Annotated in this window: 10 protein-coding genes; 3 read left to right on the top strand and 7 right to left on the bottom strand. The window is 32.8% G+C overall.

What is annotated here, in order from left to right; translation table 11 throughout:
• The coding region (locus AC0L0O_RS27115) for an IS3 family transposase (RefSeq protein WP_134656395.1) at nucleotides 1-97 on the top strand (97 nt) is incomplete at its 5' end.
• An 85-nt stretch (nucleotides 98-182) separates the two neighbouring features.
• On the opposite strand, the gene dptH is transcribed toward AC0L0O_RS27115, so the two are convergent.
• The 4 genes from dptH to dcm form a co-directional block, all read right to left on the bottom strand.
• Nucleotides 183-5273 (bottom strand): DNA phosphorothioation-dependent restriction protein DptH, encoded by a 5091-nt coding sequence (gene dptH / locus AC0L0O_RS27110; protein WP_473786202.1) that lies wholly within the window; start codon nucleotides 5271-5273, stop codon nucleotides 183-185.
• The gene (gene dptG, locus AC0L0O_RS27105) at nucleotides 5254-6639 is read right to left on the bottom strand and encodes a DNA phosphorothioation-dependent restriction protein DptG (RefSeq protein ID WP_437403404.1); all 1386 of its coding nucleotides are present in this window, start codon (nucleotides 6637-6639) and stop codon (nucleotides 5254-5256) included. The genes dptH and dptG overlap by 20 nt, the downstream gene beginning before the upstream one ends.
• 3 nt (nucleotides 6640-6642) lie before the next feature.
• A complete protein-coding gene (gene dptF / locus AC0L0O_RS27100; protein ID WP_437403402.1) occupies nucleotides 6643-9009 on the bottom strand; it encodes a DNA phosphorothioation-dependent restriction protein DptF in 2367 nt (788 codons plus the stop codon).
• Nucleotides 9010-9236: 227 nt separating this feature from the next.
• Entirely contained in the window at nucleotides 9237-10520 is a 1284-nt protein-coding gene (gene dcm / locus AC0L0O_RS27095) for a DNA (cytosine-5-)-methyltransferase (protein WP_437403400.1), read from the bottom strand.
• Nucleotides 10521-10863: 343 nt separating this feature from the next.
• On the opposite strand from dcm, the gene AC0L0O_RS27090 reads away from it, so the two are divergent.
• Nucleotides 10864-12252, top strand: a complete 1389-nt coding sequence (locus AC0L0O_RS27090; protein WP_316150213.1) for a Sau3AI family type II restriction endonuclease — start codon at nucleotides 10864-10866, stop codon at nucleotides 12250-12252.
• A gap of 374 nt (nucleotides 12253-12626) precedes the next feature.
• Here the strand turns inward: AC0L0O_RS27090 and AC0L0O_RS27085 are convergent, their stop codons facing one another.
• Nucleotides 12627-13637 (bottom strand): DUF3427 domain-containing protein, encoded by a 1011-nt coding sequence (locus AC0L0O_RS27085; protein ID WP_473786201.1) that lies wholly within the window; start codon nucleotides 13635-13637, stop codon nucleotides 12627-12629.
• Nucleotides 13638-14095: 458 nt separating this feature from the next.
• On the opposite strand from AC0L0O_RS27085, the gene AC0L0O_RS27080 reads away from it, so the two are divergent.
• A complete protein-coding gene (locus tag AC0L0O_RS27080; RefSeq protein ID WP_001173711.1) occupies nucleotides 14096-15580 on the top strand; it encodes a MutH/Sau3AI family endonuclease in 1485 nt (494 codons plus the stop codon).
• A 353-nt stretch (nucleotides 15581-15933) separates the two neighbouring features.
• Here the strand turns inward: AC0L0O_RS27080 and AC0L0O_RS27075 are convergent, their stop codons facing one another.
• Nucleotides 15934-16902, bottom strand: a complete 969-nt coding sequence (locus tag AC0L0O_RS27075) for a tripartite tricarboxylate transporter substrate binding protein (protein ID WP_473786200.1) — start codon at nucleotides 16900-16902, stop codon at nucleotides 15934-15936.
• Nucleotides 16899-17576, bottom strand: coding sequence for a response regulator (locus AC0L0O_RS27070; protein ID WP_077317441.1), 678 nt, complete (start codon nucleotides 17574-17576; stop codon nucleotides 16899-16901). Before AC0L0O_RS27070 ends, AC0L0O_RS27075 begins: the two co-directional genes overlap by 4 nt.
• Nucleotides 17577-17582 lie beyond the last annotated feature (6 nt).

Genomic DNA, 17582 nt, shown 5'->3' with positions numbered 1-17582 from the left:
GAATTATATTTATTATTACAATAATAAAAGGATTAAGGCAAAATTAAAAGGATTGCCTCCTGTAAAATACAGAATTCAATCCTTATTAGCTGCTTAAATATATGTCTAACTTTTCGGGTCCAGTTCAAACAAACATACCGTCCAAGGTGGTTTTCTAAAACTTTCATATCACTATTAAATTATTACTTCAATCTATCCTGCAACGCACTAATATTAATCATCACAGGACTACCCGACTTCAACGTACCATCCTTCTGTAACATTGGGCCAGAAGTGATACATTGACCTTTCCTCAATGTCGCAAGTCGTTTTTCCCATTCTTTACGTACAGCTGAATCTTGAGCAAGGTTTGATGCAATAGCACTTATTTCATTTTCTGGTGGCATGAAATACACTTTTTGACTTGAATTCTGTAGTCGTGAAATTTCATCCATTGTAAATTGTCCTTTTAATGATTGTGTTGCATACCAACCTGACCAACCAAATTTTCTTCCTTCAGTTAAAATTTTGGCACTTGGTGATTTTTCTCTATGATCAAGATTTTGCGCTTCATCTAATATAACTGGGAATGGTTTATTTTTGTCTCCATGGTGTAATTGATAGTTCCAAATATCCCATAAGATAAACTCTGTAATCATGAGCTGTACATCTCTATTAAAGCCCGTTAATTGTACAATAAACACTTTACCTTTTTGGTTCAGTATGTCTCCCCAATCATATACAGCATTATGATTAAATGGATTCTTATCAATAAATGGCTTAATTAGTGATTTTGTAGTTTTAGCAGGGCCAGAAGTATCTTCTTCCAATTCTGCTAATAAGAATTCCAAATTCATATTTTCACCATGTTTATCTAAACCACGCATTACCGCTTCATATATAGTGTTTTGTTGCTGACTACCTAATCCTTTATATACAGCTGCAAATACACTTTTGATTCTTTCAGCAATGTCTGTATTATCTTCATCAATATAAATGTCCTCATCCAATTCTTTTTGATTTCGTTTAAATGGATTTATTGGAAATTTGTCTTTTGCTACTAAAAATTGTTCAATATTATCTTGAAGTTTCTCTTTAAATTCCGGTTCTAACTTAGAATTCTTGAATCCATCTGTATAATCAAATATCATACTAGAAATTCCGTTTTGCGCCAGTTCGAGAAGTAAACATTGAATAAAATAGCTCTTACCTTGCCCTGATTTACCCGAAATTAAAATATGTCTATTTGCTAGCTCTGGGTTTCCGAATTCCCAATATATTTCTTGAGTCGACCCCTCTACCGTTCCTAACAAAACGCGGATATCCTTTAATCCTTTTGTTTCTTTTTCTTTGTCTTCTACTACTTCTTGAGAAGGAGGTACAGTTGAAACTACTTTATTGCTAGAATCTTTTAACTCTTGATTGGAGTCATGATTCTTATTCAATAATCTATCTGGATTAATATCAGTTCCACCAGAATGGATTTTCGTTTTGAGTACTTCAATTTCTTCGACTACTCCTTCATATCCATCCTCTTCGGTTAATTCTACTAATAAAATATCTTCTTCGATTTTAACAGATCTCCATGCTTGTTCCTTTTTGAATGATAAAATTGCTCCTTTTCCGATTTTATCATCCAAATGTCCACTCATTTCATAATCATCATTTAATAATCTTTTCTTTAGTTCTTCAATTTTCTCATAAGATTTTTCTGGCCAAATGTTGTTTGCAATAAATTTCTCGGCATTTGCTAGCAATAACTGTACAAAGAAGTTTCGGAAAAACTTATGTTTAAATACATGTAAACCATCTTCACTTGTTTTAGAAAGTTGCGTATCAAATAGTTGCTTAGTAGCATTAATTTGCTCTTTTGCTTTTGCAATAGCACTTTCTTGATTTAAGCCGATTTTCACTTCCACTGGATAATAATGTACTGATAATTTATCATCTTGCATTTCTACTCCGATTAACAGTAAATCGTCACTATGTGCACCTTTTCCACCTAGATTTTTCGCAGAAAATACACCTTCACTTTTCGTTAATTTCACCGCTCCAGCAACACGCAATATTTCTTCTAATGAGATAGGAACCCATAAAATATTCTCATGATCTAAAGCACTTAATATATATTTCACAGCTGAAATAATACTTAACTTTTCTCTTGAGAATTGTCCCTTACTTCCTATAATTCGTAGTAACCACTCACCATTTAAACTATTGAAAGCTCTAATAGCTGTATTAATTTTTTCAGGTGTCGATACAATTTCTTTTTCCGCTAAATACTGTTCAATAACCGCTCGGTATTGTCTTGCTTTATCCGTTACTGTAATTGCATCATACTGGCTTGATGAAGAATATTGATCACTATAATGAATAACCAATAAATTACGTGATGAATCTTGGAAGAAATCTAAACCTACATTAGGTTCAATAAATGTTACCCAATAAGAAGATTCATATAAATGTTCTAAAACTTGTTCATCATAGGTAGATGTTCTCGTAACAATTGTTTCGTTCTTACGGTAAGGGTTTGTACCATCGTTATTTAAATTACTTCCTAATTCATTCATTCCTCTAGCAGTTTGAATTAACAAATGTTCATTATTCAATACATTTTTCAATCCAAATCCTGTACGATAATCTACTTCTGTACTAATAGATGATAGAGATGATAACATTCCATTTAAAGATAACCCTGTTTCAATATCTTCCATTGTACTTTTCGCATGCTTCTCATTTGAAATCATTTTATAGAATGAAATATGAGCGTAACCATATTCTTTCGTACCAATAAGTTTATAATAGAAAACATTTTCTCGAATCAGCCTTAATACGTCTACAGCATCGAGATTCTTTGATGCTAACGATAACTCAAAGAACTCCTCAAATTTTTGAACATCATCATATATAGAAAATTTTTCAAAGGCGCTCAGTGTATCATTCTCATGATATAAGGCAACCTCTACGGGTATAATTTTAGATGGCCCTTTTTTATCTATCTGCTTCTTAATAAACTGTACTAAACCTCTTACAACTTCTTTATCATTATTTATATTAATCACATTGATTCGTATCGGAGATTTAGATTCTTGTAAAAATAAGTATTGGAAATGCTCCACAAATTGTTGAAGCTTTTCTTCAACTACATTAGCTAAAAATGCATTAGATTCCCCAATCGCAACCTTATGAAGTGGTTCATAAACAGTCCATTCAGGCGCTTCATTTTGAGGAACTGGTCGATACAATTCATCGTTCTGCCCATATATGTATGGCAATAGATTATTAGGATGCAAACGGTTTAAAATATGCATTTCAACTACTTCGTTTTTAATTTCATCATTAATACTTAACTGATAGGCAACATTAAGAGGATGCAACGGTGTTAGTATGACTCTTTGTTCCTCTTCAATAACTCCCAGTTTAAACAAATTCTTTTCTTCTTCTTTTAGCATTACATTTTCTTGTATATGAGCAACGCTTTCGTTAAAAGCCTTCAAGTATCTTATAGATAGCTCTCTTAATTGATCATCCACAAAACAAAGACTAGGAACCGTATTATTAAATTTATAGTAATTTAATAATTGTTGGTACGCATCTCTCAATGATGGGTTCATTGATAATTCAACCTTATTTAGACCTGATACCCCTCTAACTGCAAAAGCGATTTCATTTTCAATCCATACTCTCTCGTCTTGCAAATAATTTCGAAATCCTTCTCGTGCTGAAAATTCCCTTGCACCTTGTTTTAATTTATTTGTATCAAGGTTATATTCAAAGCTTTCTTGATGTTCTCTTTTTAATTTCCATACCCTTTCTCCTGATACTGGAACAGTCTTTGCAACTTGCTCTCTAATAAGAATAGGAATTAAAGATGTTTCAATTTGGACAGAAAAGGATAAGCTATCATCATTCCATGCAGGAGAAGATTCAGATACTTCAAAACTTCCACCTTGCCAATATATAATCTGTGCCTCTTCCTCAATAAATACTTCTTCTGGCTCATTAGAAATATCTCCAAAAATAATACATTCTTCAGCTTTATTCATAACTACATTTTTCTTATTCACATTTACTTCATAAATTGTTTGAAGAGATTTTAAAAATGCGGCTTCACATTCTACAACAGCAATATGAAACTCATATTTCGACTTAGTTTGCATTTTATGTGTATATACAACTTTATGGAATGAAGTCACATTTTTCCCATGCGCTAAACTAACAGTTAGCTTTTTCCCAGATGTCCCACAAAAACCCTGTGAATTTTTATGAATGTATTCCTTCTTCAACTTTTCTTCAAATTCAAAGTTTAGGTTGATATCTTCTATCTGTGTAGGATTAAAAACGAGAATATGGCGTTTACGTCTCCCAGCCTTTGTATCAGCCAGCGCTTTCTCCCAGTACAAAAAACCCTCTTTTGAATATTTCTTTGTGGATTCAATGTATTCTAATGCACGATCTGTTGCAATCACATTGTCATTAGACTCTTTAACAAAAACATAATCCACTTGCTGCCAATCTTCTTTCTTTAAACGAGAAACACCTTTCTCATCGAATAATTTTTCTAACTGACTCTCTAGATGCTCATACTCATGCATATGTTGTACTTTCTCAAAGAACGAAGCATTCTCTTCTAATCTTTTTTTCATTTGAGCTGAAGTAAATTGATTTAAATTTTCATCATAGAAAATACCTAAATTAGAATACTCTTCTCTTGTAATCTCTTGTTTTGATAAAAAACCAAGAATTTCTTCATAATCCCAAAGAGATGGTCGCACAATTGTATCATCCAATTTTTTACGTAAATAAAATGATAGTACTTCCTTCTCTTCTTTGTTTAAAGAAGAAGTTTCAATTTCTTCTTTTAATGTTTTCAAAATTGATTTCACATTAAACGGCATGCCCTCTTTTTGTAAATCACTGCTACCACCCTTAATACTGTCCAGTGTCTCATGACATATACTAAGTAAAGCTGTTTTCTCCCAAACATCCTTTTGTTCACCGACTTCATTACGCAGTGTTACTAAAAAGTCTGGAGTAACATTTGCCGAGGTAGTCGCAACAACTACTTTTATTTCCTCCGAAACCTTAATAGCAATCGTTTCATATGGAGTTCCTTGCTTATGCTGATAGTAAAACGCCTGCGATAAATCTTGTTCTTTTAATGTGTCATAAAATGCTTGCACTTGTTCATGATTATCAAATTGAAGGTAAAATCGCTCTCCACCTCTAAGATTTTCTGCTTCTAAATAATTTATTAGTTTATCTGAAAGATAATTATAAAATTGGTTTAACATACTGTGCATCACCGCTATCACTTTTTTTGTCTATTAAATTCAACTTGTCAAATAACTGTACAATTTCTTCTTTTGAGTAACGATCGAAGAATAAACCTCTAGCCTCTAAATCCATAAATACTTGCTTCAAAGGTTTTCTTTCCTTTTTCAAACTCAATGCTGTCAGTAGCAACAGCATATCTTGACTAATGTTAAGCATGTAACCAAGTGAACCTCGAGTTTTTAAAAAATATTTCTTCCCAATCTCTTCTATTGATAAATAGTATCTAGGCTTAGGTCCTTTCATCGAATCTTTATCATAAGCTTCTTCTATGCTAGTAAATAACGTTTGTACAAGAAAATCATATTCTAATTCTAAATTTTCTCTACAACCCTCGAGAGCTAAGTGCCTTCTATACTCTATAATCCAATCTTGCAGCATCGTTAAAAAGACTTCTTTTTCCTCATCAGACAATCGTTGATACGTTTCCTTCAATTGAGGGTAGCAACTTACACTTTCTACTCCCATCAAAAAATTCAAATGCTCTAAACAATTAATATGGATTAACAAATTTCGCCCAGCATCTTTTATCATTTGATAACCATGAGTATATCCTTTTCTATTTTTGCTTGTAGATTCCCAATCAAGATTAAAATAAACTTCATTATTCCCGTCAAAATTAGCTTTTCCCCCTTGCGAAAGCTTCAAAGTCAACTGTGTAATATATAGGAAATAATAGTACCCTAACAATAAATGATAATGAGTTCTAAAATAATCTTTATGTTCCGCTAAAAAAAGAAGGTCTTCTTTAAATAAATTTGAAATAAACGGGAATTGACTAACATAACGACTTTTTATTTCATTTGGCTCTAAATGATTTAACCTCTTTAAAACGAGACGTGAGATTAAATCTTTTGAATCACTTTTCCCAAAAATCTCTCTTACTTCTTCTTTTTCATCTAATAAAACATCTAGAAGAAACTTAGCAATTTCTTGTTCCCCTTTTTTGTCTTTCCCTTCACTAAGAGGCAAGTATTGGAATAAGTGCAAATGAAAAATTTTAATTGTACTATAGTTATCTTTTAAAAAAGTGCGCAATATTTGTTCAAAATGTCTCTTATCTTGCTGTTCAACATTTACAGAATTACTAATCTCTCCAATAATCCTTTCTAAATCTATTTCCATTTTAAGCTTATTTCCACTAACAAGACGTGTAAATTCTCCTAGTACCCCCTGAAACCCTCTAGCAAATTTAGCCCGTTCGTCCATCCTTGTTGGGAAAGGAAATAAAAAAGCTCTTTTATTTATTGTATGTTTTAATCCTAGTTTTTCTGGCTTAATACCTAAAGATTTTCTCAAATCACTTAAATTTTCTCTAACAATCATTTTCTAATCCCTTCTAAACGTAAATTCTTCAAAGTCTTCGTCGTATATCAATTTGAACATTCCATTTTCATTAGATTGAACAAACAATAATTCCTTTTCTCTATTTCCTAATTTCATTATCTTATCCACAAATTCAACGAACTGAATACAATCTTCTTTATCCTTTTTATTCGGGCGATAGCCTTTTGAAAGTTTAACCATCATTTCATATAACGGATAATCAATTTCTAAATATACAGGAGCTACTTTATTTTCATTGGAAAAAGCAAGTAATATATTTAATTTAAATCGATTTAAAACCTCCGGTTCTACCCCTTTCAAAATTCCTACAAAAGGCTTGATTTTAAGAGACTGTGCAACCTGAGTAGTATCGTTTGAGTAATCCATAAATACATAATCTGACTTCGGACTTCCGTTCCATAAGAAAATTGATTTTCTCACTAAATTATACATATCTTTTAAATCAGATCGATTTCCTTTATTAAAAGCATATAAATATTCCATATATCTTTTATAGTTTTCATCCCCAAACATTTCATTTAAAACCGGAGATAAAAAGAATGACATACGTATTAATGTTTTATTGAATACCTGCCTAGATGAATCACTTAGCTCAAAGAAAGATCCTATCTCTTCTAGCCCTTCTATCCATCCATCAAGTCCATGTAAATCCAAATACTTTTGGAAAGTATTCTTCATATTTACTGAGTTGTTTAGCTCAATTAGCATTTGATCTACACTATTTGATCGCAGATGAATAGGATCCATTTTAGAAATAACTGCTAGTAAATTTGATTTTTCTTGACCATCAAATAATAAATTCGGTAATAAGGCTTCGGTTTTTTCCATCATACCTGCCCCAAGAAAATCTTCATTGCCATGAGAAGGAACTAAAATATCATAAATAAAATTAAGCATGGAACGTGTCGAAATAATCATCTTATGCTTAACTATTGCTTCAATTAATATACTTAAAACACCATCTCGTATTTGTTGCTGTTGCAATAACTCATAATTCACCATAAAGAATCCATTTATACCACGTTGCTTATCCTTCAAATAAGCTTGGTAGAATGGATTTTTTTCTGAATCAACCACAATTCGCTTTAAAATAGATGAAAAGTAATCTGATTTTGGCCCTTCACTAGTTAATTCAAATGGTTGATAATCACTAAAGCTAATCAAGTGGAAATTACCACTTTGTTGATTAGTAGCAACTTCATTTGCCTCGAATATTCCTGATTCCTCAATAAATTTCGTTAAAATTTGATAGTGCTCTTTTGCATAATCTGATTCAATAAAGTTATGCAGAACTCCTAGGTTAATCGCTAAAATTAGCTTGCATCTAGAACCATTAATCTCACTATCACTATATGGCTTTAAAACTTCCGCTAATGTATCAAGGGAACTCTTTTGTGGATCAAAACTTTCCGTAGCATCATTATGCACCGAAAACTCTTCCATCAATTCAGGATATTTATTTTTCACATACGATAATAAATGTGACTTCCCATCTCCAACGCTACCACACAAGAAAATTAATTGACTCGTATTTTGCCCAGCTGCTGCTGTTAGAGCAGACATCATATCATTCTGTATCGTTCTTTCTACATGTAAATAATCCTTAAACGAACTAAATTCATTAGGATTTTCGATAGCCTCTTGAGATGATTCTTTCAGCTTCGAGAGTTCTGCTAGTAAATAACTCTCTCCTTCTCCCAAAATAAAATCATCATACACAAAATTGTTATCTGTTTCTTCCTCATTATCCACAGACTGTTTATCTTCAATTTCTAACCCTACCGCAATCTCAGCGTTATTTATTTCTGTTAATTCCTCAGTCTGATTTGATGTATTTTGTTTACTTGCAATCTCAATTAGCATTTTTAACTTTTCTTCTAAACTAGCAGATATCTTTTCTTCTAATTTCTCCACAATATGTACACTACTCTTCGGCTGTGGATGTTTGTATTTCGGGGCAACAAATTCATAACTCCCGTATACCTCCATAAACCACACTGCAATTTGGAATAGATTTTTATGCATTTTAAAAGCACTCTCTACCCCACTTTCAATATGTTCATGTGCCGCTTTATTTCCTAAATAGCGAACAGTATCAAATGAACGTGAAATTTCCTTTGATAAAATATCTTCTCTTTCTAATTTTTGAATACGCTCTACTTGCTTTAAATATTGTACGTCGTACAGTTCATGCTCTTCCGCAATGCGTTTTGATAATAGCTCTGCAAATATTCTTCCCTTAATTAAAACCGATTGAGGATCTTGATAAAAAACATTTTCAATATCCCTACCCATCTCCGCTAACTCTGGGAATATCTCTTGTAGAAAATCAAATGTATATTTCTCCAATGATGTAACACCTCTTAATCTAAAAATACGTTTCGAATATATTCCATATTATACAATATCTATAGAGGAATTGTTGGTATTAAGAAAAAAGGAAATAAGCGGATTATTCATTCTCAATTAGAAATTTGCAAAAAAATAATCTGGGTTATATAGCTAGCTATATAACCCAGATTATCTCAACTCTTTATTATTTCAAATTTTTAATAAGCATGCATATGGTTTATTCCCTAGAATAAACTCAACTGCACAATACTATCCATCTTCTCTTCTTCTTGGTTAATCTCTAAAATCCTTTGACCCATTCGCTCCACCAAATCAACCACTAAAGCATTTCCCATACAAAAGTATCTGTTTCTTTGTGGCATCCCTGTATTTGTCCAATCCATCGGGAAACCATTTAATAACTCACATTCAACTGGTGTTAAATATCTTAGTCTTTTTGTATAAGGATCCTCAATGACATGTGAACTTCTATTACATGTTCCTTCACTTGTTAACATTGTACGTCCAGGCTTATTTAAATCATCAGGGAAAGCCATTCCTCCCTCAGAATAGAAATATTTATGCCCTGTCGCCTTTGATACTCTTTCTTCTTTTTTAGGACCTTTAAGGTACTTAAGTTCCTCAAATTCCGTTCTTCCCTTTTTGTTAACCTTATCCATTTTCAAATAATATGATTCATCTGCAGGACCAAATTTATCATATACCTTTTGAACAACTTCACCTAAAGTCTCTGGACTTTCAGTTACTGGAACTAATTCTTCCGTATATACTTGTCCATCCATCATTACGCCAGAATTATAGTATTCAGCTTTAAATGTATCAGAAACCTCAATAATATCGACCGGCAACTCAAATTGCCCTCTTTTTTTGTTTTCCTCAGGCGCCTCATGCACTTTAAAAATCGGAGCGAAAAATCCATTTTCACACAATATATCTAACGGCTTCATTTTACTTTGAACAGATGTGAAATGAGATTCTTTTAAGTACGCAAAAATAAATACTCTTCGTCTTCTTTGTGAATTCCCATAATCCGCAGCGTTAATGACTCTCCATTCCACTACATATCCTGCATCTCTAAAGCTCGCCAGCATAATAGAAAAGTCACGGCCTCTTTGTTTTGCTGGTGACTTCAATAATCTATCTACATTCTCTAACAAAACAAATCTTGGCTTACGAGAATTAACTATGTTCATTATCTCCCAAAAAAGAACACCTTTTTTCCCTTGTATTCCTTTTTCATTTGATAAGGTACGTGCTACAGAATAGTCTTGGCAAGGGAAGCCTCCTACTAATAAATCATGCTCAGGTATTTCCGGCCAAGCTTCAGCTATATCTCTATTTACATGTATTCCTTTATTTTCAAAGCGAGTTGCATAACAATTAAATGCATGTTGTGCTTTAGTTGAGGGTTCCCACTGGTTTCCCCAAAGAACTTCAAAGTTTGCGTTTGCTTCTAGTCCTAATCTAAAACCTCCTACTCCCGCGAAAAGCTCTACTACTTTCACCATAAATACACGAACATCCTTTCGGTATTTTATTTATCTATGCTTCATTATAATAAAAAGTGAGGAAAAGATCAACTATAACATTTCAAGAACCGTACTTTTTTACAATTCCTTATTTTGGCTTGTAACAATGAAGAAAACATTTCGCCGCAATATCAGTATTATAAAAGGAAACAGCTTCTCTTGAACAAATCAAATATAACAGTTATTTAATAAAACAAACTGCCTTTTCCTCCCTATAAATTTTACTTATATAAAATTGAAACAGCTTTTAATTATAGCATAACTTTATATGCAATGTTTTATAAACATGTAACGCAGCAATAGATATGGAAAGGAGCTTATTATGGAATACACTACAATAGAAGAACTAATGCAAAAAGCACATGAAGCTGAAGGAAAAACATTTGGTGAAATCGATACAACTGACCGCCTCGCAAATGCAAAATCAAAAGGTGGGCTAGGGCAAGTAATCGAAGAAAGCTTTTTTGGATATGAAGTCAATTCAAACGCAGAAGCTGACTTTAAACACCTTGGTATTGAACTTAAAGTAACTGCATTTAAACAAAATAAAAACGGTTCATTGTCAGCCAAAGAACGACTAGTCTTAAATATTATCAACTATATGGAAGAAGTTCATACACACTTTGAAACCTCAAGCTTTTGGAAGAAAAACGAAAAACTACTATTAATGTTCTATGAATGGGTACCTGGTGTAGACCGTAAAGATTTTCACATTACAAAAAGCCTTTTATTCACCTATCCCGAAGCTGATTTAGAAATAATTAGACAGGACTGGGAAACCATCGTAAATAAAATTCGTGTCGGCAAAGCACATGAATTATCTGAAGGTGATACAAACTATTTAGGAGCTTGCACTAAAGGTTCCAATAAAAATTCACTTCGCTCACAACCGTATTCTGAAATTCCAGCAATGCAAAGAGCTTTTTCGTTAAAGCCTTCTTATATGACAGCACTAGTTCGCAGGTATCACCTAAACGAAGAACTAGTAAGTTTTACAACAACAAATGAACTAAAAGGAAAATCTTTAGAAGAAATCCTTTATTCAAAATTTGAAAATTACATAGGCTTAACTGATCAAGAAATCGCTCAAAAATTATCTATTGATTACAAACCTACAACAAAAAGCTTTGTTCCACTATTAGTAAGCTCTTTACTTGGTATCAAAGGAACTCGACTCGATAAAATTGAAGAATTTGCGAAAGCTAATATAGAATTTAAGACAATTCGTTTAGAGCCCAACGGAAAACCCGAACAAAGTATGTCATTTGAAACGATTGATTTTCATCAGTGGACAAACGAATCGTGGGAAGAAAGCGAAATCCGCGAACGCTTCTATCAAACCAAGTTCCTATTCGTAATTTTTGAATTTAACCAAACAAAAAAAGAAAACCCAAACCGTAAACTGTACTTTAAAGGTATTAAACTTTGGAACATGCCGGCTCCTACAATAGAAAAAGAAATTCGTGAACTATGGGAAGAAGTTAATAAAGTAATACATGGTGGTATTCAAATTGAATATAAAAAACGTGGTGACACAGTCGTCGAAGCAAATAACCTACCAAAAATAAACTTCAACGGTGTCGCGCATATTAGACCAAAGGCCCGCAACGGTGCCGATAAAGTAATTTTACCTGATGGCCAGCAAATTACAAAGCAGTGTTATTGGTTAAATAATTCGTACATAGCTGATATTATTGCTGATAAAAAATAATACGGAGTCAAATTTCTGGTTAAAGGATTAACCATCCCTATTAAAAAGGCAGATATCACTTCCCCCTAAAGACATCTGCCTTTTATCTATTTGTTACTACTTTACAAATAGTACGTCTAAAGAAAAATAGATACTTCAAAATAGGGGATAAATCATCTTATTAATCATTTTGCCAAGCCAGTTCGTAATTGTTACAAATAATACTATATCCAAATGTATATTTTATTCCATAAAATCACTGTTCAGAGTTATATCTTATTGATGTTCTTGCAACATTATTTTATCAAAACATTAAACTATTAATTGTAATAAGTCCAAATTCACTATTTACATATATCACACCAAACAATATAAAACTCAAGATATGAAACCTTTCAAAACCTCGCTGAATACTGTACTGGTTTCAAATTAAGCCTCTTATTTAAATTACCCTCTATTTTATAAAATTTACCACTATTAGTTGCAACATTGTATTCGTATACCCTAATTAATTGATAAGAATTAGAATGTTCTTCAGCAAAAGCAAGTTCATTGGGAGAAATAAAGAAATCTGAGTTGATGCCCCCAGTTGTAGTTTTAACTTCAAGATAAAGTGGTGAACCATCTTCTTTAAAGGATCGAATATCATATCCTGCACCATCACCTTCTACAACTGATGTATGTATAATCTTCTCTGCTAAATCATGACGTCCAGCATTGATAAATTGTGTATGTATGTAATCTAAAACAAGTAATTCCCCTAGCAAACCCATTTTTTTATTGTTTTTATCACTAACTTCAAAATCATTCTTTTTAGCTCTAAAATTATTTTCCCGTTCTTGGCGCTTCCTTTTTTCCGGTTCACTTGTTTCAAGTAAACTATTTCCCTTTACATCATAAGACGTAGATAATTCTTTTACTAAAGTTAAATCTAACGTAGTGCAATCTTCATTAGTGGCAAACTCAAAATCTAAAAGCTGCCACTTAAACAAAACTGGATGTTCTTTTTCTAAATCATGAGCTAGATAAGCAAGTCTCCCCATATAAGTAAATGGTTCTGTTTTATTTGTTTTGGGATTAATTTTTCGAGTTCGTAAAAACAAGTAAATATTATGCTTTTGATGATCATGGCTAATAAAATCTAAGATTTGAGGATGTTTTAACCCTTGTTTCTTTTGCGATTGCCATGTAAGAACTCCCTTTTCTGTGATACTTTCTTTGAATTCTTGACCTAGTTTATCCTGGCCAAAAGTTACGAAGAAAACATACTCACGTGGACGATCTAGAATTTTCACAATACCATGAATTCCCCATGTACCAGCACCCGGTGTAAATGGTGTAACACCATCAAAAATATTATATATATCTTCACGGGTATATTGATTAAGTAACTCTAATTTTTTCAACCTTTTATCTCCTTTTCCTATAATAACGAGTCTTTACAATATAGAGATAACCCACTATAAAACTATTAAATTAATAATTCCTCTACATACTTCTTTCCTAGGATACACCTTATTCCTCCTATTTTTAGACGTATAAAATTTATTTTCATATTTTATGTCCCACTTAAAAACTTTATATTAAAATAATAAAATTAAATTCTATCAAATAATATTGAAAAGCCAATTTAGTGTCTAATTTTTCATATTAGCTTTTTCAAAACCATTGTTCTGTATATTATTTCCTCTTCTTCATCTAAATACATAATATCCCTTTTATAAAGAATAGTAAATAAACTCCCTTATTCCTTTAAAAGGAATAAATTTGAAGTTTTTCATAAAATTTAATTCCCAATAAGATGAAATAATGTATTATATATACATAGAATATAATCATAGAATATAAAAAGGAGTATTCTCTCATGGCTTTACATAAATTCACACGAAAAGAATTAGATAAAATCTTTCAAAACGCTGTAGGTAATACACTTGGAGATTGTGATGTTAACAATGTCTTTGCAAAGACTATTAAATCGCCTAAAATTACTGGCATTGCTGGAGACGTTGTAGAGCAATCTATCTTAGGTTATCCCCCTGATACAGATAAAAAACCTGATTTAATTGTGGACGGTATTGAAACAGAATTAAAAACAACTGGTATTCGTAGACCTAAGAAGAATAGTAGAACCAAAAAAATATCTAACACTATTTATGAAGCAAAAGAGCCTATGTCAATTACAGCTGTTTCACCTGAATCAATCACTGATGAAGAATTTGAGACCTCTAGCTTCTGGCATAAACTAGAGCATCTATTATTAGTATATTATCACTACGACTCTCCAGAAACTGTAACAGCTGCTGAATATGCTAAATTTTTCATTGAAGGTTACCATTTTCACACGTTTTCAGATGAAGATAAAGAAATTCTAAAAAACGATTGGCTCATTGTGCGTGATTTTATTCAGCATTTAAAAGATACAAACGAGGACCCTACAGCTGAATATCCTCGAATTTCTTCTGAACTACGAAAAAGTTTAATGCTGATAGACACAGCACCTAAGTGGCCTAACCGCCCTCGTTTCCGTCTAAAACGGACTACCGTATCAACTCTAGTACAAAAACATTTTGGAGATAAATTTGAAAAGCTGGATGATACATATTTAAACTTTAAAGAACTTGATAATAAATTACATAATCTTACTCAAAAATATAAAAATAAAACGATAAGAGAGCTCATGAAAGAATTTGACATTCTACCAACTACAAACGGATCCGCACCAAAATCTATCTCGGAACAAATTATTGTAAAAATGTTTGGGGGAACAGTGAAAAAACTAAGTAAAATTGAGTTATTTAGTAAGATTGGAATTGTTCCAAAATCTATCGTGCAAACTACCGAAAGTCGCCGTACAGAAGATATGAAATTTTGCCAAATTGATTTTGAAGAATGGACTGATCCAAAAATACAATTTGATGAATCCTTTGTTTATAACTACTTTCATGAAAAACAGTTTTTATTTATTATTTTCGAAGAGCCTTCTATGAAAGCTCCATTACTGGATAATAAATTCCTTGGATTTAAGCGACTTTCTATGAATGATAAAACTATAGAAAATGATATTAAACCTGTATGGGAAAAAGTTCGTTATTTAATTAATAATGACAAACTAGAAGAAACAATTGACTTAGATAAAAACTATAAACCTATTATCAACAAACGTTCCAATACTGTTAGAACATCGATTAATTTCCCTAAATCAACAGATAATTCATTTTTCATTCGTGGAACAGGCAGTGACGCATCAAAGAAACCACTTGTCATTAACGGTATCAGCATGTATCAACAACAACTATGGCTTCGTGGAGATATTATTGTTTCTATGCTTAAAAATATTGATTTTATTTAAGTAATTTTTAAATTTAATCAATTTATTTATTGATTAAATTTAGTATTTATTTGAGCGACTATAAATCATTTAATAAAGATTTTAATTTCATCATCCTTTATTACATAATGTTATCTAAGGATTTGCATAAAAAATTTTTAAATATTATAGATTGATAGAGCTTAAATTGTTACAAGATTTCTTTCATATCTTATTTATAACATTTTGCCATAAATAGATTGCCAAGTACCCCCTTTCATACCTGGCAGTCTATTTAAAATATAAACCCTTTTTCAGCAATATCCGTTAATATTTTGATGCTCTTCATCACTAAATAACTCATTCTTGTCGCCTAGTACTCCATCTTCTTTTAATTAATCACTAAATTTCACCATCCCCCCATACCACCCACTACTCTCCTCCAAAAACCCCCTACTCTCCCCACTATCCTTATAAAAATCCTCCCAACCCCGTTCCCTCAAAACCCCCTTCCAACTATCACTCTCCACCATCCTCTTAATCACACCATCCCAATAAGCAACCTCTTCCTCCGTCATATCCTTCGGGCCCATAATGCCTTTCCAGTGCTGGAATATGACGTCGATGCCTTGTTCTTTCCATGTTGGGATTTCTGGTAGTCGATCTAGTCGTTTTGGTGCGGATACGGCTAGTATTTTTATTTTGCCGGCTTTGTATTGTTTTTCGGCTTCAGATAGGGTCATGGTTGCGGCGCTGATTTGTTTGTTCGTTAGGGCATTTATGATTTTTTCTTTGTTTTCGTAGACGAAGAATTGTAGTTCGGCAGGGTTTATGCCGAAGGCTTTGCTTACTTGTACGAAGGATAGATGATCGTCGTTTCCTAGGCCTGGGGCGACGCCGATTTTGAAGTTTTTCTTGTTTTGTTTTAGTTGTTCCATTAGTTCATTTGCATTTTCTATGTTTGAGTCTTTTGATACAACAACGACTTCCCAGTCCGATGCAAGTAGCGCGAGCGGCGTGAAGTCTTTATATGTTAGTTTACTGTGGCCTAGTAGGTTGTTCGTTATGAGTAAGCTTGAGTTAATCGCCAGTACGTGACCGCCTTTTTGTTTCGTATATTTCCATCCGATATCACCGCTGCCACCTACTTTGTTTGTGACAGTGATTGGTTTTGTGAAGATTTTTTCTTCTGTTAGTGTTTTTTTCATCGCTCGTGCTGTTAAGTCCCATCCGGCTCCTTGAACGTTCGGCGCAACGATTTCTACTTCTTCTATGTTTACTGTATTTGTTTCGGATTTTTCCGAGGAACAACCAGCTATTACTCCTGTCATGATCCATATACATAGTAATAATCGTTTTTTCATAGTCCTCGTCCTATTCGGTACTTTCGCTCTGGTCGTCCGATTATTCCGTATGTGTATTCTACTGTGCATTCGTTTGTCGCTACTAAATATTCCAAGTATCTTCTTGCGGTTGTTCTGGAGGCACCCATTTGTTCTCCCATTTCTTCTATTGTAATGCCCTCTTCGAATCCTTTTATAATGCCTTTCACTTTTTGCAGTGTTAACGGATCAACGCCTGTCGGTAAGTTTTTTATGTCTTGTGTTTGCGAAGTCCCGAAGAAATTATCGATGAGTGCTTGGTTTACTTCATTGTTACTATGTAATAGTTGCTTCTTTCTTTTATAGTCTTCAATTGTGCAAACGAATTTTTCTAACGTGACCGGTTTTATAAGGTAATTGCTTACGCCATTTCGAATTGCTTTTTCTAGCATATGGTTTTCATTCGCCGCTGTAACCATAATGACGTCAACGTTTGGAAAGTCAGCATGAATTTGTGGCAATAAGTCTGTTCCGATTCCGTCTGGTAAATAGTTATCTAATAGAAGTAAATCGATTTCTTCCTTTTGTAGTAGTTCCATCGTTTCTTTCGCATTCAACGCTTTTCCAATCACTTTTACGTCCTTTATTTTTGATAAAAACTCTTCCTGAATTTGCGCGACGCGGAAATCATCTTCTGCAATTGCGACCTTCAACATATGCCC

It is taken from the genome of Bacillus sp. GS3m_15504, from assembly GCF_055825275.1.
Note: the sequence above shows the minus strand (reverse complement) of the source record. Positions and strands in the feature narration are given on the sequence as shown.